This is a genomic window from Glycomyces amatae, from assembly GCF_020991375.1.
GTDB classification, from domain to species: domain Bacteria; phylum Actinomycetota; class Actinomycetes; order Mycobacteriales; family Micromonosporaceae; genus Glycomyces; species Glycomyces amatae.
Window position 1 is genome coordinate 1 of sequence record NZ_JAJLQZ010000021.1, and the last position, 16,841, is coordinate 16,841.

Sequence of the window (16,841 nt, forward strand, 5' to 3'; positions counted from 1 at the left end):
TCCCGTAGGCGGGCTTCCCGGCGTGCGCGGCCGGGGGTGTTCGCCGGCCCCTAGGCGAGTTTGCGGACGGTGACGGCCGTGCCGTAGGCGCAGACCTCGGTGCCGAGGTCGCGGGCGTCGGAGACGTCGAAGCGCATCATCACGACGCCGTTGGCGCCCAGGCCCTTGGCCTGTTCGACCATGCGGGTGAGGGCCTCTTCGCGGGAGGCGGCGAGGGCCTTGGTGAGGCCCTTGAGCTCGCCGCCGAGGATCGATTTGAAGCCCGCGCCGATGTCGGAGGCCAGGTTCCGCGAGCGCACGGTCAGACCGAAGACCTCGCCGTGGGTGTCGAGCACCTCGTATCCGGGCACGTTCTCAGTGGTGGTGACGACGAAACCCGCGGCGGTGGGGTTCGCCCCGCCGAAATCTCCGACTCTGTCCATGCCGACCACGGTATTCGGGGCCGGGGGCCCGCGCATGGGCCTTCGGAACGGTGTTTCGGGCCGCGCATGGCACTGAAGTACTACGACCAAAGGAGGGAAGGGCCCCGGCGGCGCCGGGGCCCTTCCTCACGATCCGATGGGACGCCTCCCGCGCGGCCCCTACTGGGAGCTGTGGAGGGCGGCGTTCAGCTCGCCCCACGTGCCCGAGCGCGGGCGCACTTCGAGGACGCCGGTCTGCGTGTTGGTCCAGAACTGGAGGTCGTCCTTGCCCGAGAGGGTGGCGGCCTTGACGACCGAGCCGTCCGGCAGCGTCACCTTCGAGCCCGCGGTCACGTAGCAGCCGGCGGCCACGACGCAGTTGTCGCCCAAGGAGATCCCCAGCCCCGAGTTGGCGCCCAGGAGGCACCGCTCGCCGATGGAGATGACCTCTTTGCCGCCGCCCGAGAGCGTCCCCATGATCGAGGAGCCGCCGCCGATGTCCGAGCCGTCGCCGACCAGGACCCCGGCCGAGATGCGGCCCTCGACCATCGAGTTGCCGAGCGTCCCGGCGTTGAAGTTCACGAAGCCCTCGTGCATGACCGTGGTGCCCTGGGCGAGGTGCGCGCCCAGGCGCACCCGCGAGGCGTCGGCGATGCGGACCCCGGCGGGGGTCACGTAGTCGGCCATCGGCGGGAACTTGTCGAGGGACTTGACCTCGAGGGTGTGGCCCTCGGAGCGCAGGCGCAGGCGCGCGGCGTTGACGGCGTCGGCCGGGATCGGGCCGAAGTCGGTCCAGGCGTTGTTCGGCAGGAGCCCGAAGATGCCCTCGAGGTTGATCGAGTGCGGGATGACGAAGCGGTGGGAGAGCAGGTGCAGGCGCAGGTAGACGTCGGCGGTGTCGACGGGCGCGTCGGCGAGGGACTTGACCGTGACGGCGAGGCCCTTGGAGGCCGTCCCGGCCGGGTTCACCCGGTCGATCGCGGGGGCGGCCACACCGGTGGGCGCCTCGCCGAGGCCGAGGCGGGTGAACCACACGTCGAGGACCGTGCCGTCGGCGGCGTGCGTGGCGACGCCGACCCCCCAGGCTGCGTCAGTCAGGAATTCACTCATCCACAGAGCCTAGCGAGGGGGCGGGTATCGTCTGCGGATGTGACAGTTTTGAGTGAGGCAGTCCTCGCCGACCCGGTCGCGCTGACCAGGGCCCTGTGCGACGTCCCGTCGGTCTCCGGGGACGAGGCCGCGATCTGCGACGAGGTCGAGGCGGCCCTCAAGGGCCTGGGGCACTTGACGACCGAGCGCGTCGGCAACACGCTCGTGGCCCGCACGGGCCTGGGCCGGGGACGGCGCGTCATGCTCGCCGGGCACCTCGACACCGTCCCGGTCAACGACAACTTCCCGACCCGCCTCGACGGCGACGTCCTGTGGGGCCTGGGCACCTCGGACATGAAGTCGGGCACGGCGCTGGCGCTGTGGATCGCCGCGACGGTGAAGGACCCGAAGTTCGACCTGAGCTTCGCGTTCTACGACTGCGAGGAGATCGAGGCCGAGCGCAACGGGCTCAACCGGTTGTCGAAGTCGCGCCCGGACCTGCTGGAGTCGGACTTCGCGATCCTCCTGGAGCCGACGTACGGCCTGGTCGAGGCCGGGTGCCAGGGCACGATGCGGGTGCGCGTGACGACCCGCGGGAAGCGGGCCCACTCGGCGCGGTCCTGGAAGGGCGAGAACGCGATCCACAAGGCCGCGGCGGTCCTGGAGCGGCTCGGGTCGTACGAGGCGCGGGAGGTCGAGGTCGACGGCTGCGCGTACCGGGAGGGCCTGAACGCGGTGTTCGTCGGCGGCGGGGTCGCCGGGAACGTCATCCCCGACGAGGCCTGGGTCGACGTGAACTTCCGGTTCGCGCCCGACCGCGACGAGGCCGCCGCCGAGGCGCACCTGCGAGAGGTGTTCGCGGGCTTCGAGGTCGCGGTGACCGACTCGGCGCCGTCGTGCCGTCCGGGCCTGGACCGGCCGGAGGCCGCCGAGTTCGTCGCGGCCGCCGGGGGCGGGTTCCGGGCCAAGCTCGGCTGGACCGATGTGGCGCGCTTCGCGACGCTGGGCATCCCGGCGGTGAACTTCGGGCCGGGCGACCCGAACCTCGCCCACAAGCAGGACGAGCGCGTGGAGATTCCGCGCATCCGGTCCTGCGCCGAGGCACTTCGAGCCTATGTGGAGGCACCATGACCGAGCGACGCGTCCTCTCGGGCGACCGGCGCATCACCGCCGACCAGCACCTGCTGGACATCGCCCACGAGGAGGAGTGGAAGCAGCGGGCCGCCTGGCGGATCATGAAGTTCCAGGCCGAGTTCGTCGAGGGCTTCGACGCGATGGAGGAGGCGGACCTGGGCGACGCCATCGGCGTCTACGGGTCGGCCCGCACGCCGGTCGACTCCGAGGAGTACAAGCTCGGCGTCGAGCTGGGCCGCAAGCTCGGGGAGGCCGGGTTCTCGATCATCACCGGCGGCGGGCCCGGCACGATGGAGGCCGCCAACCGCGGCGCCGTCGAGGCGGGCGTCAAGTCGGTCGGGCTCGGCATCGAGCTGCCGTTCGAGCAGGGCATCAACGAGTTCGTGCACGTCGAGCTCGACTTCAAGTACTTCTTCGTCCGCAAGGTCATGTTCCTGAAGTACTCGTGCGGGTTCTGCGCGCTGCCGGGCGGCTTCGGGACCATGGACGAGCTGTTCGAGTCGCTCACGCTGGTGCAGACGGGGAAGGTCGGCAAGTTCCCGATCGCGCTGATCGGCACCGGCTACTGGGGCGGCCTGGCCGACTGGCTGCGCAACTCCATGCTGGCCGAGGGCAAGATCAGCCCGAAGGACGTGGACCTGCTCATGGTCACCGACGACCTCGACGAGGCCGTCGACCACATGAGGCGGGCCGGCGGCCCCGACGAGTGACCGCCTGCCGCGCTGCCGCCGCAGGCGGTCCCGTCCGGGTCAACGGAACGGGTTCTCGATGACGAGGCCGTCGTAGGAGGCGCCGTCGGCGAGGTCCTCGGTGAGGACCTTCACGCATCCGGACTGACGCGCCGCTTCCACGACGAGCGAGACCCGGTGCGACAGCTGCCAGCGCTGCCCGGCCCGGAGCGCCAACTGGACCAGCTGCGCATCGACCGGCACGCATTGAAGCCGGGCCAGCTTGCGGACCATGTGCCCGGCGGCCTCGGCGTCGACGGCGGGCTTGAGCTTGCGTGTGACCGTCACATAGAACTCGTTGAGCACTTGTGCCGAGATGACGACGTTCTCCGCCTGCGCGAGCAGGGCCCGTGCGGCCTTCTTCTTCTCGGGGTCGGCGTCGTCGACGGCGTAGACCAGGACGTTCGTATCGAGGAAGGCTCTACCGGTCATAGAGGTCCTCGCGGGTCCAGCCGCGGCCGTCAGGCCCGCTCGACGCCGAGACGCCCTCGGTGAGATCGAGGAAATCGGCCAGCGCCCGCTTCGTGGGGCTTTCTCCAGCGAACCCTTCGAGGTACTCGCGCACTACGGCGTTGACAGTGGTATCGAGCTCCAGGGCACGCATGCGCGCGCGTCGGAGCAGCTCGTCGTCGATGCTGAGCGTCAGGTTCGACATGATGCCTCCATCCGTGTTACACATAAACAGTGTAACACGGGTCAAGAATTCAGAGGCTGCGGCGGGGGGCCTTCGGGGGCTTGTCGCCCTTGATGGCGGCGACCATGTCGAGGACCTCGCGGGTGGCGGCGACGTCGTGGGCGCGGAAGACGCGGGCGCCGTTCCAGGCCGAGACCGCGGTCGCCGCGAGGGTGCCGTTGAGGCGACGGTCGACCGGCAGGTCCAGGGTCTCGCCGACGAAGTCCTTGCGGGACAGGGCGACCAGCACGGGCCAGCCGGTGCCGCCGAGTTCGTCGAGGCGGCGGGTCAGGTCGAGCGAGTGGTAGGTGGTCTTGCCGAAGTCGTGGGTCGGGTCGATGAGGATCCCGTCGGCGCGGACGCCCGCGGCCACGGCCGCCTCGGCGCGCCCGACGAGCTCGGCCCGGACCTCGGCCACGACGTCGCCGTAGACGGCCTTCGCGGCGACGGTGCGCGGCTCGAGCCCGCCGGTGTGGGAGACGACGAGGCCCGCGCCGGTGTCGGCGGCGACCTCGATCACCGCCGGGTCCCACCCGGCCCAGGTGTCGTTGATGAGCTCGGCCCCGGCGGCGACGGCCTCGCGGGCGACCTCGCCGCGCCAGGTGTCGACGGAGACGACGAGGTCGGGGTGCTTGTCGTGGACGGCGGCGATGAACGGCACGACCCGCTCGATCTCCTCCGCGACGGTGACCTCGGGCCCGTCGCCGGCCTTGACGCCGCCGACGTCGACGATGTCGGCGCCGCTCGCCACCGCGTTGTCGACGGCGGCCACGGCCGCTTCGAACGCGAACGTGGCCCCCGAGTCGAAGAATGAGTCGGGCGTGCGGTTGACGATCGCCATCACCGCGTAGTCGCCGTCATCGAACACCCGTCGGCCAAGTCTCAACGCTCGCATTGCTCCATGGTCGGCCACCCGCGGCCGAAATTGCAAACCGGCGCGGCGGCGCGGTCGGGCTCGGGTCGCGGGCGGCGCCGGCGCCGCCCGCCTCAGCGGGCGGCGCGGTCCCGGCGGTACCGGGCCAGATGGCGGGAGCGCCGGTAGCGGTCGACGAGGAGGGCGACGGCGGGCGGGCGGGGAGGCGTGTCCCTGCCGCCTCCGATCGACTGGAGCCGCCCGGTGATCGCGGCCTGGACGGCGGCCGCCCGTACCGGCTTGGACCGGATGAGCGAGCACGGGGGCTCGACCGGGGCGTCCTCGCCCGCGAGCCACCGGAGCGGGACGTCGGGCCGCTGCGCCAGGGCGGTCGCGACGCCGGCGAGCGCGAATCCGCGCTCGACGACGCGTTCGGCGATCTCGCGGCGGCGGATGCCCCCGGTGAGCATGAGCGGTGCGGCCGTCTCGTCGACCAGGCGGCCGGCGAGGTCGATGAGGTAGGCCTCGCGCGCGAGCGTGCGCTCGTCGGCCGGGCGCAGCGGCCTGGTCAGCGACTCGATGTTGCCGCCGGAGAGCTCCACGAAGTCGACGCTGCCGCTGAGCCAGTCGACGACCTGCCGCGCGTCGTCGATCGCGAAGCCGCCGCGCTGGAAGTCCGCGGAGTTGAGCTTGACCGCGACGCCGAAGCCGGGACCGGTGCGGTCGCGGACGGCTTCGACGGTCTCCAGCAGCAGGCGGGCCCGGTTGCGGAGCGGTCCGCCCCACGCGTCGTCGCGGCGGTTGGCCAGCGGCGACAGGAACTGGGAGAGGAGGTAGCCGTGGGCGGCGTGGACCTCGACGCCGGGGAACCCGGCCTGCTGCGCGAGTCGGGCGGTCTGCGCGAACCGGTCGATGACGGTCCGCAGGTCCGCCTCCGTCATGGGCCTCGGCGCGGGGTAGAGGCGGGAGAGCCCTCCGACGTCGAGCGGCACGGCCGACGGCGCCAGGGCGGTGGCGCCGGTGTCGCGCAGGACGATGCGGCCGGGGTGGTTGATCTGCATCCAGACCGGCGTGTCGCCCGCGGCCGCCGCCCAGCGCCGGAACGGCTCGAGGTCGCTGGCCTCGTCGAGCACGACGTCGCCCGGCTGGGCGACGGCGCGGCGGTCGATCATGACGTGCCCGGTGAGGAGGAGTCCGGCGCCGCCCTCGCCCCACCGGCGGTAGAGCGCCTCGAGGCGCCCGTCGGGCTGCTGTCCGGGGCCGGCGAGCTGCTCCTCCATGGCGGCCTTGACGATGCGGTTCCGAAGTGTGGTCCCGCCGCGCAGTGCGAGCGGGCTGCCGAGCGTCGACATGCAAACTCCTTCAAGTCTTGAACTAATTGAAAGAGTACTACAAGTCTTGAAGTAAATTGGCGGGGGCGGACCCGGTCTCGGCGACCCGGGCGAGCGTCCCGGCGAGGGCGCGCAGGTCCTCGGGCGGCAGCGCGGCGAACGGGGTCGCCTCCAGCGCGGCCTCGATGACCTCGCCGCGCGCCCGCACGCCCGCCGCGGTCAGCTCGAGCACGCTCGAGCGGCCGTCCCGCGGGTCGCGCCGCCGCGCCGCGTAGCCGCGGTCCTCCAGCTGCTTCGCGATGAACGTCAGGTTGGAGGCGTTGCAGTGGAGGCGCTGCGCCACCGCCCGCATCGGCGGCGCGGGCAGGTCCGGGTCGACGGCCCACAGCGCCTGCGCGGTCTGGTAGGTGAGCCGGAGCCGGCTCAGCACCGGCTCCAACCTGGTGTTCGTGACCATCGAGATCTCGTGAACGGCGCGCACCACGCCCAGCAGATCGTCCATGCCCCCATTGTGAACCAGCGCGGCCGGGAGGCGGCGGCGTCGGCCGCCGCCCGCATCGCGCCGCGTCGCGGCGATGCCGCCGCTGGAGTGCGCCCAAGTACAATTCCAGACCCCCGCCCGATCCGTGCCAGTGAAGGAACGACGATGCCCCGTTTCGACCGGTCCCACACCGACGACCTCGCCGCGTTCATCGAGGCGAGCCCCACGCCCTACCACGCGTGCGCGGAGGCGGGCCGCAGGCTCGAGGCGGCCGGGTTCCGGCGGCTGGCGGAGGCCGACGAGTGGCCGACCGGACCCGGCGGGTGCTACGCGGTCCGCGACGGCTCCCTCATCGCCTGGCGCGTCGGCGACGAGGACGTGGAGGGCTTCCGGATCTTCGGCGCGCACACCGACACCCCGACGTTCAAGGTCAAGCCCCGGCCGGACACCGGCAGCGCGGGCTGGAAGCAGATCGCCGTCGAGGTCTACGGGGGCGTGCCGCACCAGACCTGGCTCGACCGGGACCTGTCGGTCGCGGGGCGCCTGGTCATGCGCGACGGCTCGGAGGTGCTCGTCCACGTCGACCGGCCGCTGCTGCGCGTCCCGCGCCTGGCGATCCACCTCGACCGGGGCGCCAACGAGGGCCAGAAGCTCAACGCGCAGTCGCAGCTGACGCCGATCTGGGGCCTGGGCGAGCCGCGCGAGGGCGAGTTCCTGGAGTTCATCGCCGCCGAGGCCGGGGTCGACGCGGCGGACGTGTTCGGCCACGACCTGTTCACCGTGGCGCTCGACCGGCCCGCCTACCTCGGCAAGGACGGGGAGCTGTTCGCCGCGTGGCGCCTCGACAACCTCACCAGCACCCACGCCGGGCTCGCGGCGCTCATCGCCGCCGAGGGCACCGGGGCCCGGGTCCCCGTCCTCGCCTCGTTCAACTACGAGGAGGTCGGCTCCATGACCTACTCGGCCGCGCAGGGCCCGTTCCTCGAATCGGTGCTGCACCGGCTCGTAGGCGACGACTTCGAGACGTACGCGCGCGCGATCGCCCGCTCCGCGATGATGTCCTCCGACACCGGCAACGCCGTGCACCCGAACTTCGCCGAGAAGCACGAGCCGGGCCACCGGCCGGTCCCCGGCCGCGGCCCGATGATCAAGGTCAGCGCGAACCAGCGGTACGCCAGCGGCGCCGAGGAGCAGGCCCTGTTCCGGCGCTCGGCCGACGCGGCGGGGATCCCGTGGCAGACCTACGTGAACCGCAACGACATCCCCGGCGGCACCACCATCGGCCCGATCTCGGGGACGCAGCTGGGCGTCCTCACCGTGGACGTGGGCCTGCCGATCCTGTCGATGCACTCCGCGCGCGAGCTGTGCGGCGCCGACGACCCGGCGTACCTCGCGGACCTGGCGCTGGGCCTGTTCACGCATTAGCGGGCGGCCGGGCCCGGCGGTGTCGAGGAGGCCCGGCGAACGGGCGGGCGGCCGCCTCCACGACCTACCGGAAGGACTGCGACCATGGCGACCCTGCTGCACCTGGACGCTTCGGCCGAGCTCGTCGACTCGCGGTCGCGCGCGATCACCCGGGCGTTCGCGACGGCGTTCGCCGCGGCGCCCGGCAACACCGTCGTCCACCGGGACCTCCACGCCGACCCGCTGCCGCACCTGCCGCATCCGGAACTGCACTGGGCCGCGCCGCTGCGGTCCGGCGGCGCACCGGACCCGGCCGCGGAGGCGCTGCAGGAGCGGCTCATCGCGGAGCTGCTCGACGCGGACGCCCTGGTCGTGGACTTCCCGCTGTACAACTACTCGCTGCCTTCGGCGCTGAAGGCCTGGATCGACCACGTGCACGTGCCGGGGAGGACCGCGCCGTCGGCAGTCTCGGAGGCGCCCCTGGCCGGCCGCCCGGCGGTCGTCGTGACCACGCGCGGCGGCGACTACGGGCCCGGCGCGCCCAACGCGGGCCGCGACCACGCCACGCCCGTGCTCGAACTCGTCCTCGGTGAGGAGATGGGCATGGACGTCGCCACCGTCGCGGCCGGGCTGACCCTCGCCGGACGCGACCCGGCCCGCGCGGAGCGGGCCCGCCGCGGCGAACGCGAGTACGCCGAGGCGGTGCGGCGCGCCCGCGACCTGGGGGCGCGCCTCGGCCGCACACTGGGGGCACGCGAGTGACGCACGATGCCCGTGTGACGTGTTCACATTGGGCCGCAGTCGTTTCCGGCACCGCTCCGGTCATCTCGCGCGGGGTCCGCCACCGGTAGGCTGGGAACGGCGGCACGGAACCGCACCATGGTGCCGCTCCGTACCGCGACATGGCCCAGACCCCCAGGAGGCGGCTTTGACTTGGCGGACCGAACTGGAGCAGGCCGCCGCGCGGCTGCGCGAGGCCGCCGGGGCCGCCGACCGGGCCGAGCGCCTGATCACGGACTCCGCGTCCCGGATGGCGGCCGACGACACCGAGCGCCGCCGCCGCGACCTCGCCGGGAGGCTCCGGGCCGCCGCCGAGGCGGCCGCGACCGGCTGGCTCGGGCGGGACCTCGCCGCGACCGCGCCGAACACTCCCGTATGGACGGACGAGCCGTCCTCTGCGGCGGTCCGGATCGGCGAGGCCGAGCTCGACGACGCGCCCGCGTTCCCCGCCCTGGCGGGCCTGCTCGGCAAGGGCCACCTGGTGTGCGACGCCGACGCGGCCGACCCGCGCGTGGCCGGGATGCTCCAGTCGCTGCTGCTGCGGATCACCGCCGCGCACCGGAACCTCGAGGTGAGCCTGGTCGACGGCGTGACGCTCGGCCAGGTCTTCGCGCCCGCGACCGCGCTCGTGGACGCCGGGATCGCCGGGCCCGTCGCCACCGACCACCTCGCGCTCGGCCGCATCCTCACCGCCGCCGAGAAGCGGCTCACCGAGCTGCGCGACATCAGCGCCCGCGGCCTGCCGATCGCCGACCGGCCCTTCCACCTCATCGTCGTCGCCGGGCTGCCGCCCGAGGTCGGCAAGTCCATGCGCGAGCGCCTCGCGGCCCTCGCCCACGCGGGCCCCTCCGCCCGCTGCCACCTCGTCCTGTGCGGATGGCGAGGCGCCCCGCACCGCGAGCCGCTCCCGGCGATCGAGCACGCGACCCACCTGTCCTGCAAGCCGGGCGAGGTGCGGCTGGGGACGCTGCCGCTGCCGGTGGCCCTCGACCCGGCCCCGCCGCCCGCGCTCGCCCGGGCCGTGTACGGCGCCAGGGCGCAGCAGCGCCGCGAGGCCGGCGAGCTGTCGGTGTCCGACCTGGTCCCCGAGGAGCTGTGGACCGCGTCGAGCCGGAACGGGCTGACCACCGTGATCGGCCGCGACCAGGCCGGGAGCGCCACCGGCGGCGACGTCGAGGTGTCCTTCGACGACGCGACCCCGCACTGGCTCATCGGCGGGCGCACCGGCGGCGGCAAAACCGTGTTCCTCCTCGACGTGCTGTACGGCCTGGCGACCCGCTACTCCCCCGAGGAACTGGAGCTGTACCTCCTCGACTTCAAGGAGGGCGTCTCGTTCACCGAGTTCACGCCCTCGCACCTGGACCCGTCGTGGATCCCGCACGTCAGGGCCGTCGGAGTCGAGTCCGACCGCGAGTACGGCGTGGCCGTGCTCGGGGCGCTGCGCGCGGAGCTGTCGCGGCGCGCCGGGCTGATGAAGCGGGCCGGGGCGACCCGGCTGGCGCGGCTGCGGGAGCTGCGGCCCGAGGTGCGGCTGCCGCGCATCGTCGCGGTCGTCGACGAGTTCCACGTGCTGTTCGCCGGGAACGACCGGCTCGCGGGCGAGGCGGTCGCGCACCTGGAGGAGCTCGCCCGCAAGGGCCGCTCCTACGGCGTGCACCTGGTCCTGGCCAGCCAGACCATCTCCGGCATCGAAGCGCTCTACTCCAAGAAGGACTCGATCTTCGGGCAGTTCCCGCTGCGCGTGGCCCTGCCGGGCGCCAAGAACCTCCTGGACGAGGGCAACGACGGGGCCGACGGCATCAGCGTCGGCCAGGCCGTCATCAACGACGCCGGAGGCATCAAGGGCCGCAACCGGACCTGCCGGTTCCCCGACGCGTCCAGCGCCGAGGACCTGCTCACGGGCGTGCGGCACCGGCTGTGGGAGCGGCGCGACTCGGACGCCGAACCGGTGGTCTTCCGCGGTTTCGACGAGCAGCACCTCACCGGGGACCCGACGTTCGAGGAGCTCGCGCCGACGCACGCGCCGCGGGCGCTCCTGGGGCGCGCCGTGGACGTCCACATGTCCACGGTCGAATACCAGTTCGACCGCAGCCCCGGGCGGCACCTCGCGGTCCTGGGCACCTCCGCGGTGGCCGCGGACGTGCTCGCCGCCGGGGCGGTCTCCCTGGGGCGCCAGCACGAGCCGGGGAGCGTCGCGTTCCAGGTCGCCGTGACCGCCGTGGGCGTGGAGGACACCGCCGCCGAAGTGGTCGGCGAGCTCGGGCGCCTGGGCCACGAGTGCGAGCGGCTCGCGCCCGGGTCGATCCTGGACGGCCCGCGCGGCGGGCCGGCCTACCTGGTGTGGTTCGGCGCCGACGGCGCGGACGGGAAGGCCGCGAAGCTGCGTGAGCTGCTGCTGCACGGCCCGGCGAGCGGCGTGCACCTCCTCGGCTGGTGGCGCGGCGCGCGCCGGTTCCTCGACGACATCGGCGGATCGGCCGGGCGCGAGCACTGCGCCGGGATCGTGGCGCTCAACATCGCCGGGAACGACCTGGCCGCGATCACCGGCGGCTTCGAGCGGTCCTGGGAGGCGAGGTCCAACCGGTGCCTGGTCATCGACCGGCACGCGGGCACCGAGACCCTCGCCGTCCCGTACGTGCGGCCCGGCCGCCTCGACGGGCTCCCCGTCCAGGACCGGCCTGCCGGAAAGGTGGAGTCCCGATGAGCCTGAGCGCCTACGAGGACCTGGTCCACGAGCTGACGCGCCTGGACGCCGACAGCGCGGCGAGCACCGCGCGGGCGGCGAAGCGGCTGGAGCGGCGCCGCTCGGCGCTGCGGGAGGTCGAGAGCGGCCTCGTCGAGCGGTCCGCGAAGCTCGCCGAGCTCAGTTCGCGGCTGCGGCACACCGCGCCGGACCTGACGCCCGCGGCGGACGACCTGGCGGCCTACGGGATCGACGGGGACGCCGAGGAGGCGCCCGCAGGGGGCGGCGCCGAGGACGATGTGGACAGGGAGCTGGCGCGGGCGCAGCGGTCCCTGCGCGAGGCCGACGCCGCGCTGGCGAAGACGGTGCGCGTCGCGCAGCGGCCCACGCTGCTGCCGAAGGCCCACCATGTGGTGCGCGAGCTCCTCGTCTACGGCGCGTGCATGGTCGCCTGCCTCGCGGGGCAGCTGCTGTACCTGGCGGCCACGGACGGCGGCGGCGAGGCCGCCTGGTGGGTCACGTTCCTGCCGCCGACGATGGCCGTCCTCGTGGGGTATCTGCTGGTGGGGGCCGCCAACCGGCCCCGGCTGCCGATGCTCGACCGCCACGGGAAGCCGATCAGGCCGGTCGTCCCCCACAACCCGCGTCTGGGAGTGACGCTCGCGGTCTGCACAATGGCGTTGTTCGCCTATGTCGCGTTCTTCGCTTAGAGCTGCTTGGAGGAACCACCAGTGGGTTTCGTGCTGCCGGTCATCGTCGCCGCCATCGGCGTGTGGATCGCCTTCTCGATCGTCGTGTGGGCCACCGGCCGCGACACGCTTCTGGACCTGTCCCCCGCCGGGGCCCCGCTGGGACTCGGCGAGGAGGGGGCGGTGAGCGAGGCCGCCGTCGCGTCCGTCCAGTTCGACACCGGGATGCGCGGCTACCGCACCGACCAGGTCGACGCCGCCCTCACCCGCCTGGCCTGGGAGATCGGCCGCAAGGACGAGCAGCTCGCGGTGCTCCAGGCCAAGCTGGACGGCACCTGGGAGGAGCCGGTCGAGGAGCCGATGGACGAGGACGCGTTCCGCCTCGCGGGCGAGTCGGTCGCCGAGGCCATGCCCGAGGCCCGGCCCGGCGACGTCGAGGGGGCGGACGGCCCCGGGAGTGAGGCAGCGCGCGAGGACGGCGGTGAGGCGGCGCCGCGCGCCGGGACGTGATGGGATATGCCCATGCGTTATTGGCTGCTGGCGTTGCCGGACGACGAGTACACCGAACAACAGGCCTACGAGCTCGACGCGGTCGAGCCGTCCGCGGCCCTCCCCGAGAGCGCCGCGGACGGCGACGAGGTCGCCCTGGCCGGCCCCGAGGGCGTCTTCGCGCTCGGCGAGCTCGAGGGCGGCGCGGTGGCCTACCGGCGGCGCCTGGAGGAGCCGAGCAAGACCGACGAGACCGTCGCGGCCTACGCGGACGACGCGCTGGGCTGGAACGGGCTGAACCCGGACTCGTGGGAGGCGCTGGTGCGGAGCCTGCCGGTCCCCGAGCGCCGCAGCGACTGGCTCGTGACGCTGTCGATGCCGATCGAGGCGGTCGACAAGGCGGAGGCCGTGCGCCAGTTCTGGTCCTACATCCGGTCGCTGGGTCCGATGGAGCTCCCGACCTTCGTGTCCCCGTACGGAAGAGAACTTGAGGGTACTTCGTTCCTTTTGGGCGTCGAGCACGAGCAGGACCCGGAGGAGTGAGTGGCGGGCTTCACAGGCCGTTAAGAAAAATCACGCAAGTCACAAAGGCCGCTTTTCAGGCGTTTTCTACGCAACCTTGTCACATACCCGGAGGGGCGAGTTGGCCTTCGCCCACGTCATCGGGGAAACTTGATCTAGAACGTCGAGTCGCAACCTGCGACCTTGGATCGAGGGGAGACGAATATGGCGGCCATGAAACCGCGGACGGGTGACGGGCCACTCGAGGTCACGCAGGAGGGCCGCGGCATCATCATGCGCGTTCCGCTCGAAGGCGGCGGACGGCTGGTCGTGGAGATGACCCCGGAGGAAGCGGCGACCTTGAACAAGGAGCTCCAGGGCGCCCTCGAGTAGCGGACCCGCCCCACCCCACCTCGGCGGTCACCCCGCCGCCGGACCGGACCGAGGACCCGCGGCACGCCCGTGCGTGAAGCGGGTCCTTCTGCGCGCCCCCGAACCGGGACCCCGCCGGGCGTTCCCGCGGCGAAGGGGAGTCGCGTGAGGACGGACCGGCACGAGGTGAGCGGGAATCGCAGCGCGGATGAAGGCGCGGCAAATGCGGCATAGACTCGACGCATGACTTCCGGCACCCAGCCGCCCCAGGCAGATCCGGGCCCACCGCAAGCCTCACCGCACCACCGGCCGTCCGCGCCGGCGGGCGACGCGGCCCCGCCGCCGGACGGCGGGCCTCCCCGGGACGAGCAGGCGTGGCAGCGCCCCGCCGCCGCTCCCCCGGAGCACGGCGGATGGCGGCAGGCGGCGCCCGCCGCTCCCGCGCCGGACGCGGGGCAGTGGTGGCACCCTGCCGCCGCCGCCGACCCGTGGCGGGACCCGGGCAGCCACGCGGTCGTCCATACCCGCCCGGCGCCGCTCGCGCCCCCCGTGGAGCCGCTCCCGGCGCCGCCCGCCGCACCCGCGCGGCCCGCGCTCGGACTGGTCGTCGCCGTCTCGGCGATCACCGCGCTCATCGCCGGGACCCTCGGCGCGGCCATCGGCATCTGGGCCGCCCGCGGCGACGGCGGCGGCGGGTCGATCACCGGGGCCGACCCGCAGACCGACCGCGAGCTCACCTCGGTGGCCGGTGTCGTCGAGCAGATCATGCCCTCGGTCGTCACGGTCCTCACCGCCGACGGCGGCAACGGCTCGGGCTTCATCGTCTCCGACGACGGCTACATCATGACCAACCACCACGTGGTCGTCGGGGGCGGCACCGAGCCCGTCGCGAACCTCCAGGTCCTGTTCAGCGACGGCAGCGTCACCACCGCCGAGGTCATCGGCTCCGACGCGGACTCCGACGTGGCCGTCCTCCAGATCGAGGGCGGCGACCACCCGGCGATGGTCCTGGCCGACTCCGACCGGGTCGCCGTCGGCGACCCCGTGCTCGCGGTCGGCGCGCCGCTGGGCCTGTCGTCCACGGTCACCGAGGGCATCGTCTCGGCGATCGACCGGCCGGTGCTGACCCAGAACAACAACGGCGAGGTCGAGTCGGTCATGGCCGCGATCCAGACCGACGCGGCCATCAACCCCGGCAACTCCGGCGGGCCCCTCACCGACATCGGCGGGCAGGTCATCGGCATCAACACCGCGATCGCCTCGACCGCCGCCGAGGGCGAGGCCGGGAACATCGGCATCGGCTTCGCGATCCCCATCAACCAGGCCAAGCGCATCGCCGACGAGATCATCGCGACCGGCTCGGCCACCCACACCGTGCTCGGCGCCGAGCTCGGCGACTCCGAGCTGGGGGTGGGCGTGACCCTGAGCCGGATCGTGCCCGACTCCCCCGCCGACGACGCCGGACTCGAGGACGGCGACGTCCTGACCAGCTTCAACGGCAACATGGTCGCCGAGAACACCGAGCTCATCGCCCTCATCCGCAAGCTCGCGCCGGGCACCGTGGTCACCGTCGTCTACGAGCGGGATGGCCAGGAGCACAGCGCCCAGGTCACGCTGGAGGCGGCCGATGACTGACGTGGGAGTACGCTAGGCGGAGGTTTTTCAGGTATCAGCGGTCACAGGCGGTCATCGGAGGGTCAGCGTGTTCGGAGGTCTGGGCGGAACCGAGTTCCTCGTCATCATCCTCATCGCCATCTTCCTATGGGGCCCCGACAAGCTGCCCAAGGCCCTCGCGAACCTGCGCCGGTTCATCTCCAAGGCCCGGAACATGGCCTCGAACGCGGCCGCGGACCTCAGCCGCGAGATCGGCACGGACATCAAGCCCGAGGACCTCAACCCCAAGACGTTCGTCCGCAAGCACATCCTGACCGAAGAGGACCAGGAGATGCTGACGAGCCCGCTGAAGTCCACGATGCGCGACCTCCAGGACGGCACCAAACCGCTCAAGGACGGCCTGACCGACGCCACCAGGGACATCGAGTCCACCCGCCGCAGCGTCAACCGCGGGAGCCTCACCAGGGGCGAGAACGGCTCGGGCGCGAACGACGCCGGGGACGCCGCGCCCGCCGAGCGGACGCGCGGGCGCGCCGCCAGCTTCGACGACGTCACCTAAACGGGTTTATCCGTCGCACCGGCCTGGAACACTGGCCGCATGATCGGAACATGGCACGGCCTCGTCATCGACTGCCCCGACCCGCAGGAGCTCGCGTCCTTCTACCGGGAGCTGCTCGGCATGGTCCCCGTCCAGGACGACGGCGACTGGGTGGTCATCGGCGACGCCCCCGACAGGCCCGGCGTGGCCTTCCAGCAGATCCCCGACTACCAGGCCCCCACGTGGCCCGGCGGGGGACGTCCCCAGCAGATGCACTTCGACGTGAAGGTCGACGACCTCGACGAGGGCGAGCGGCGGGTCCTGCGGCTCGGCGCGCAGCGCCTGGAGGGCGGCGGCGAGGCCTTCCGCGTCTTCGCCGACCCCGTCGGGCACCCGTTCTGCCTGGTCACGATGTAAGGCGGACGCGGCGCCCGCACGGACGACGCCGCGATGGAACGAGAAGGCGGCCCGGGCGATGCCCGGGCCGCCCTTCACGTGCGCCTTAGAGCGTGGACCCCGCGGTGCCGAGCATGGCCATGCCCGCCGCGACCGCGATGATACTGAAGGCCCCGAGCGCGCAGACGATGATGCCGAGCACGAGGCCCGTGATCGCCTGGCCCTTGCCGCCCGCGACGCCCTGGTTGACCTTCTTCAGGGCGATGCCGCCGAGGATCGCGGCGATGATGCCGCAGACGAGGGCGATGAACCCGCCGGCGTAGGGGATGCACAGGAACGCGACCGCGATGATGCCGAGCACCATCGAGGCGATCGCCTGGCCCTTGGGCAGCTGGGGCCCGTAGCCGGGTGCGCCGTACGGCGGCGGGTAGCCCGGGGCCGCGGGGGGCAGCTGCGGGGCCGGGCCGTAGCCGGGCTGCTGGGGCTGGCTGTAACCGGGCTGCTGCGGCTGGGGGCTGTAGCCGGGCTGCTGGGGGGGCTGGGAACCGGGCTGGCTGCCGTACGGGTCGTACTGGAAGCCGCCCTGACCGGACTGGTCCGGAGGCGGAGGATAAGTCATCGCTGATTGCTCTCTGCTCGGGCGGAAACGGCGCGCGGAGGTTCACGATAGCGGACTCCCGCCAGC

At 73.0% G+C, this 16,841-nt stretch carries 20 protein-coding genes; 12 read left to right on the forward strand and 8 right to left on the reverse strand.

Translation table 11 applies throughout. The annotated features are described in order from the left end of the window. Window positions 1-50: 50 nt before the first annotated feature. Window positions 51-422 carry a YbjQ family protein gene (locus LO763_RS23405; RefSeq protein WP_230789645.1) on the reverse strand — a complete coding sequence of 124 codons (372 nt, stop codon included), beginning with the start codon at window positions 420-422 and terminating at the stop codon, window positions 51-53. A 159-nt stretch (window positions 423-581) separates the two neighbouring features. Then, entirely contained in the window at window positions 582-1,511 is a 930-nt protein-coding gene (locus LO763_RS23410) for a DapH/DapD/GlmU-related protein (RefSeq protein WP_230789648.1), read from the reverse strand. Between the two features lie 39 nt (window positions 1,512-1,550). On the opposite strand from LO763_RS23410, the gene dapE reads away from it, so the two are divergent. Together dapE and LO763_RS23420 are read left to right on the forward strand one after the other, a co-directional pair. Next, window positions 1,551-2,621 carry a succinyl-diaminopimelate desuccinylase gene (dapE, locus tag LO763_RS23415; RefSeq protein WP_230789652.1) on the forward strand — a complete coding sequence of 357 codons (1,071 nt, stop codon included), beginning with the start codon at window positions 1,551-1,553 and terminating at the stop codon, window positions 2,619-2,621. Next, window positions 2,618-3,334 (forward strand): LOG family protein, encoded by a 717-nt coding sequence (locus tag LO763_RS23420; RefSeq protein WP_230789655.1) that lies wholly within the window; start codon window positions 2,618-2,620, stop codon window positions 3,332-3,334. The genes dapE and LO763_RS23420 overlap by 4 nt, the downstream gene beginning before the upstream one ends. A 39-nt stretch (window positions 3,335-3,373) precedes the next feature. Here the strand turns inward: LO763_RS23420 and LO763_RS23425 are convergent, their stop codons facing one another. The 5 genes from LO763_RS23425 to LO763_RS23445 form a co-directional block, all read right to left on the reverse strand. Then, window positions 3,374-3,784, reverse strand: a complete 411-nt coding sequence (locus tag LO763_RS23425; RefSeq protein WP_230789658.1) for a PIN domain-containing protein — start codon at window positions 3,782-3,784, stop codon at window positions 3,374-3,376. Further along, complete coding sequence (locus LO763_RS23430) at window positions 3,774-4,007, reverse strand: hypothetical protein (RefSeq protein WP_230789661.1); 234 nt, start codon at window positions 4,005-4,007, stop codon at window positions 3,774-3,776. Before LO763_RS23430 ends, LO763_RS23425 begins: the two co-directional genes overlap by 11 nt. A 49-nt stretch (window positions 4,008-4,056) precedes the next feature. Further along, a complete protein-coding gene (gene folP, locus LO763_RS23435; protein ID WP_369432065.1) occupies window positions 4,057-4,920 on the reverse strand; it encodes a dihydropteroate synthase in 864 nt (287 codons plus the stop codon). Window positions 4,921-5,012: 92 nt separating this feature from the next. Next, window positions 5,013-6,230, reverse strand: a complete 1,218-nt coding sequence (locus LO763_RS23440) for an oxidoreductase (RefSeq protein ID WP_230789667.1) — start codon at window positions 6,228-6,230, stop codon at window positions 5,013-5,015. Window positions 6,231-6,267: 37 nt separating this feature from the next. Beyond that, on the reverse strand, window positions 6,268-6,711 hold the full coding sequence (locus tag LO763_RS23445) for a MarR family winged helix-turn-helix transcriptional regulator (RefSeq protein ID WP_230789669.1): 444 nt from the start codon (window positions 6,709-6,711) through the stop codon (window positions 6,268-6,270). Between the two features lie 144 nt (window positions 6,712-6,855). Here LO763_RS23445 and LO763_RS23450 point away from each other — a divergent pair, with 144 nt between their 5' ends. From LO763_RS23450 to LO763_RS23495, 10 genes are all read left to right on the forward strand, one after another. After that, on the forward strand, window positions 6,856-8,115 hold the full coding sequence (locus LO763_RS23450; protein WP_230789671.1) for a M18 family aminopeptidase: 1,260 nt from the start codon (window positions 6,856-6,858) through the stop codon (window positions 8,113-8,115). Between the two features lie 84 nt (window positions 8,116-8,199). After that, the gene (locus LO763_RS23455) at window positions 8,200-8,856 is read left to right on the forward strand and encodes an FMN-dependent NADH-azoreductase (protein WP_230789674.1); all 657 of its coding nucleotides are present in this window, start codon (window positions 8,200-8,202) and stop codon (window positions 8,854-8,856) included. Window positions 8,857-9,022: 166 nt separating this feature from the next. After that, window positions 9,023-11,578: an FtsK/SpoIIIE domain-containing protein gene (locus tag LO763_RS23460; protein ID WP_230789675.1), complete on the forward strand. Its 2,556-nt coding sequence runs from the start codon at window positions 9,023-9,025 to the stop codon at window positions 11,576-11,578. Beyond that, window positions 11,575-12,267, forward strand: a complete 693-nt coding sequence (locus tag LO763_RS23465; RefSeq protein ID WP_230789677.1) for a hypothetical protein — start codon at window positions 11,575-11,577, stop codon at window positions 12,265-12,267. The genes LO763_RS23460 and LO763_RS23465 overlap by 4 nt, the downstream gene beginning before the upstream one ends. Window positions 12,268-12,288: 21 nt before the next feature. Beyond that, window positions 12,289-12,756, forward strand: a complete 468-nt coding sequence (locus tag LO763_RS23470; protein ID WP_230789679.1) for a DivIVA domain-containing protein — start codon at window positions 12,289-12,291, stop codon at window positions 12,754-12,756. A gap of 12 nt (window positions 12,757-12,768) precedes the next feature. Beyond that, on the forward strand, window positions 12,769-13,278 hold the full coding sequence (locus LO763_RS23475) for a hypothetical protein (RefSeq protein ID WP_230789682.1): 510 nt from the start codon (window positions 12,769-12,771) through the stop codon (window positions 13,276-13,278). A gap of 183 nt (window positions 13,279-13,461) precedes the next feature. After that, complete coding sequence (locus tag LO763_RS23480; RefSeq protein ID WP_091030400.1) at window positions 13,462-13,629, forward strand: DUF3117 domain-containing protein; 168 nt, start codon at window positions 13,462-13,464, stop codon at window positions 13,627-13,629. A 222-nt stretch (window positions 13,630-13,851) separates the two neighbouring features. Continuing rightward, complete coding sequence (locus tag LO763_RS23485) at window positions 13,852-15,243, forward strand: S1C family serine protease (RefSeq protein WP_230789684.1); 1,392 nt, start codon at window positions 13,852-13,854, stop codon at window positions 15,241-15,243. Window positions 15,244-15,310: 67 nt separating this feature from the next. Further along, entirely contained in the window at window positions 15,311-15,781 is a 471-nt protein-coding gene (locus LO763_RS23490) for a twin-arginine translocase TatA/TatE family subunit (RefSeq protein WP_230789686.1), read from the forward strand. A gap of 39 nt (window positions 15,782-15,820) precedes the next feature. Further along, window positions 15,821-16,177 (forward strand): VOC family protein, encoded by a 357-nt coding sequence (locus LO763_RS23495; protein ID WP_230789688.1) that lies wholly within the window; start codon window positions 15,821-15,823, stop codon window positions 16,175-16,177. A gap of 85 nt (window positions 16,178-16,262) precedes the next feature. Here the strand turns inward: LO763_RS23495 and LO763_RS23500 are convergent, their stop codons facing one another. After that, a complete protein-coding gene (locus tag LO763_RS23500) occupies window positions 16,263-16,775 on the reverse strand; it encodes a DUF4190 domain-containing protein (RefSeq protein ID WP_230789690.1) in 513 nt (170 codons plus the stop codon). Between the last annotated feature and the right edge of the window lie 66 nt (window positions 16,776-16,841).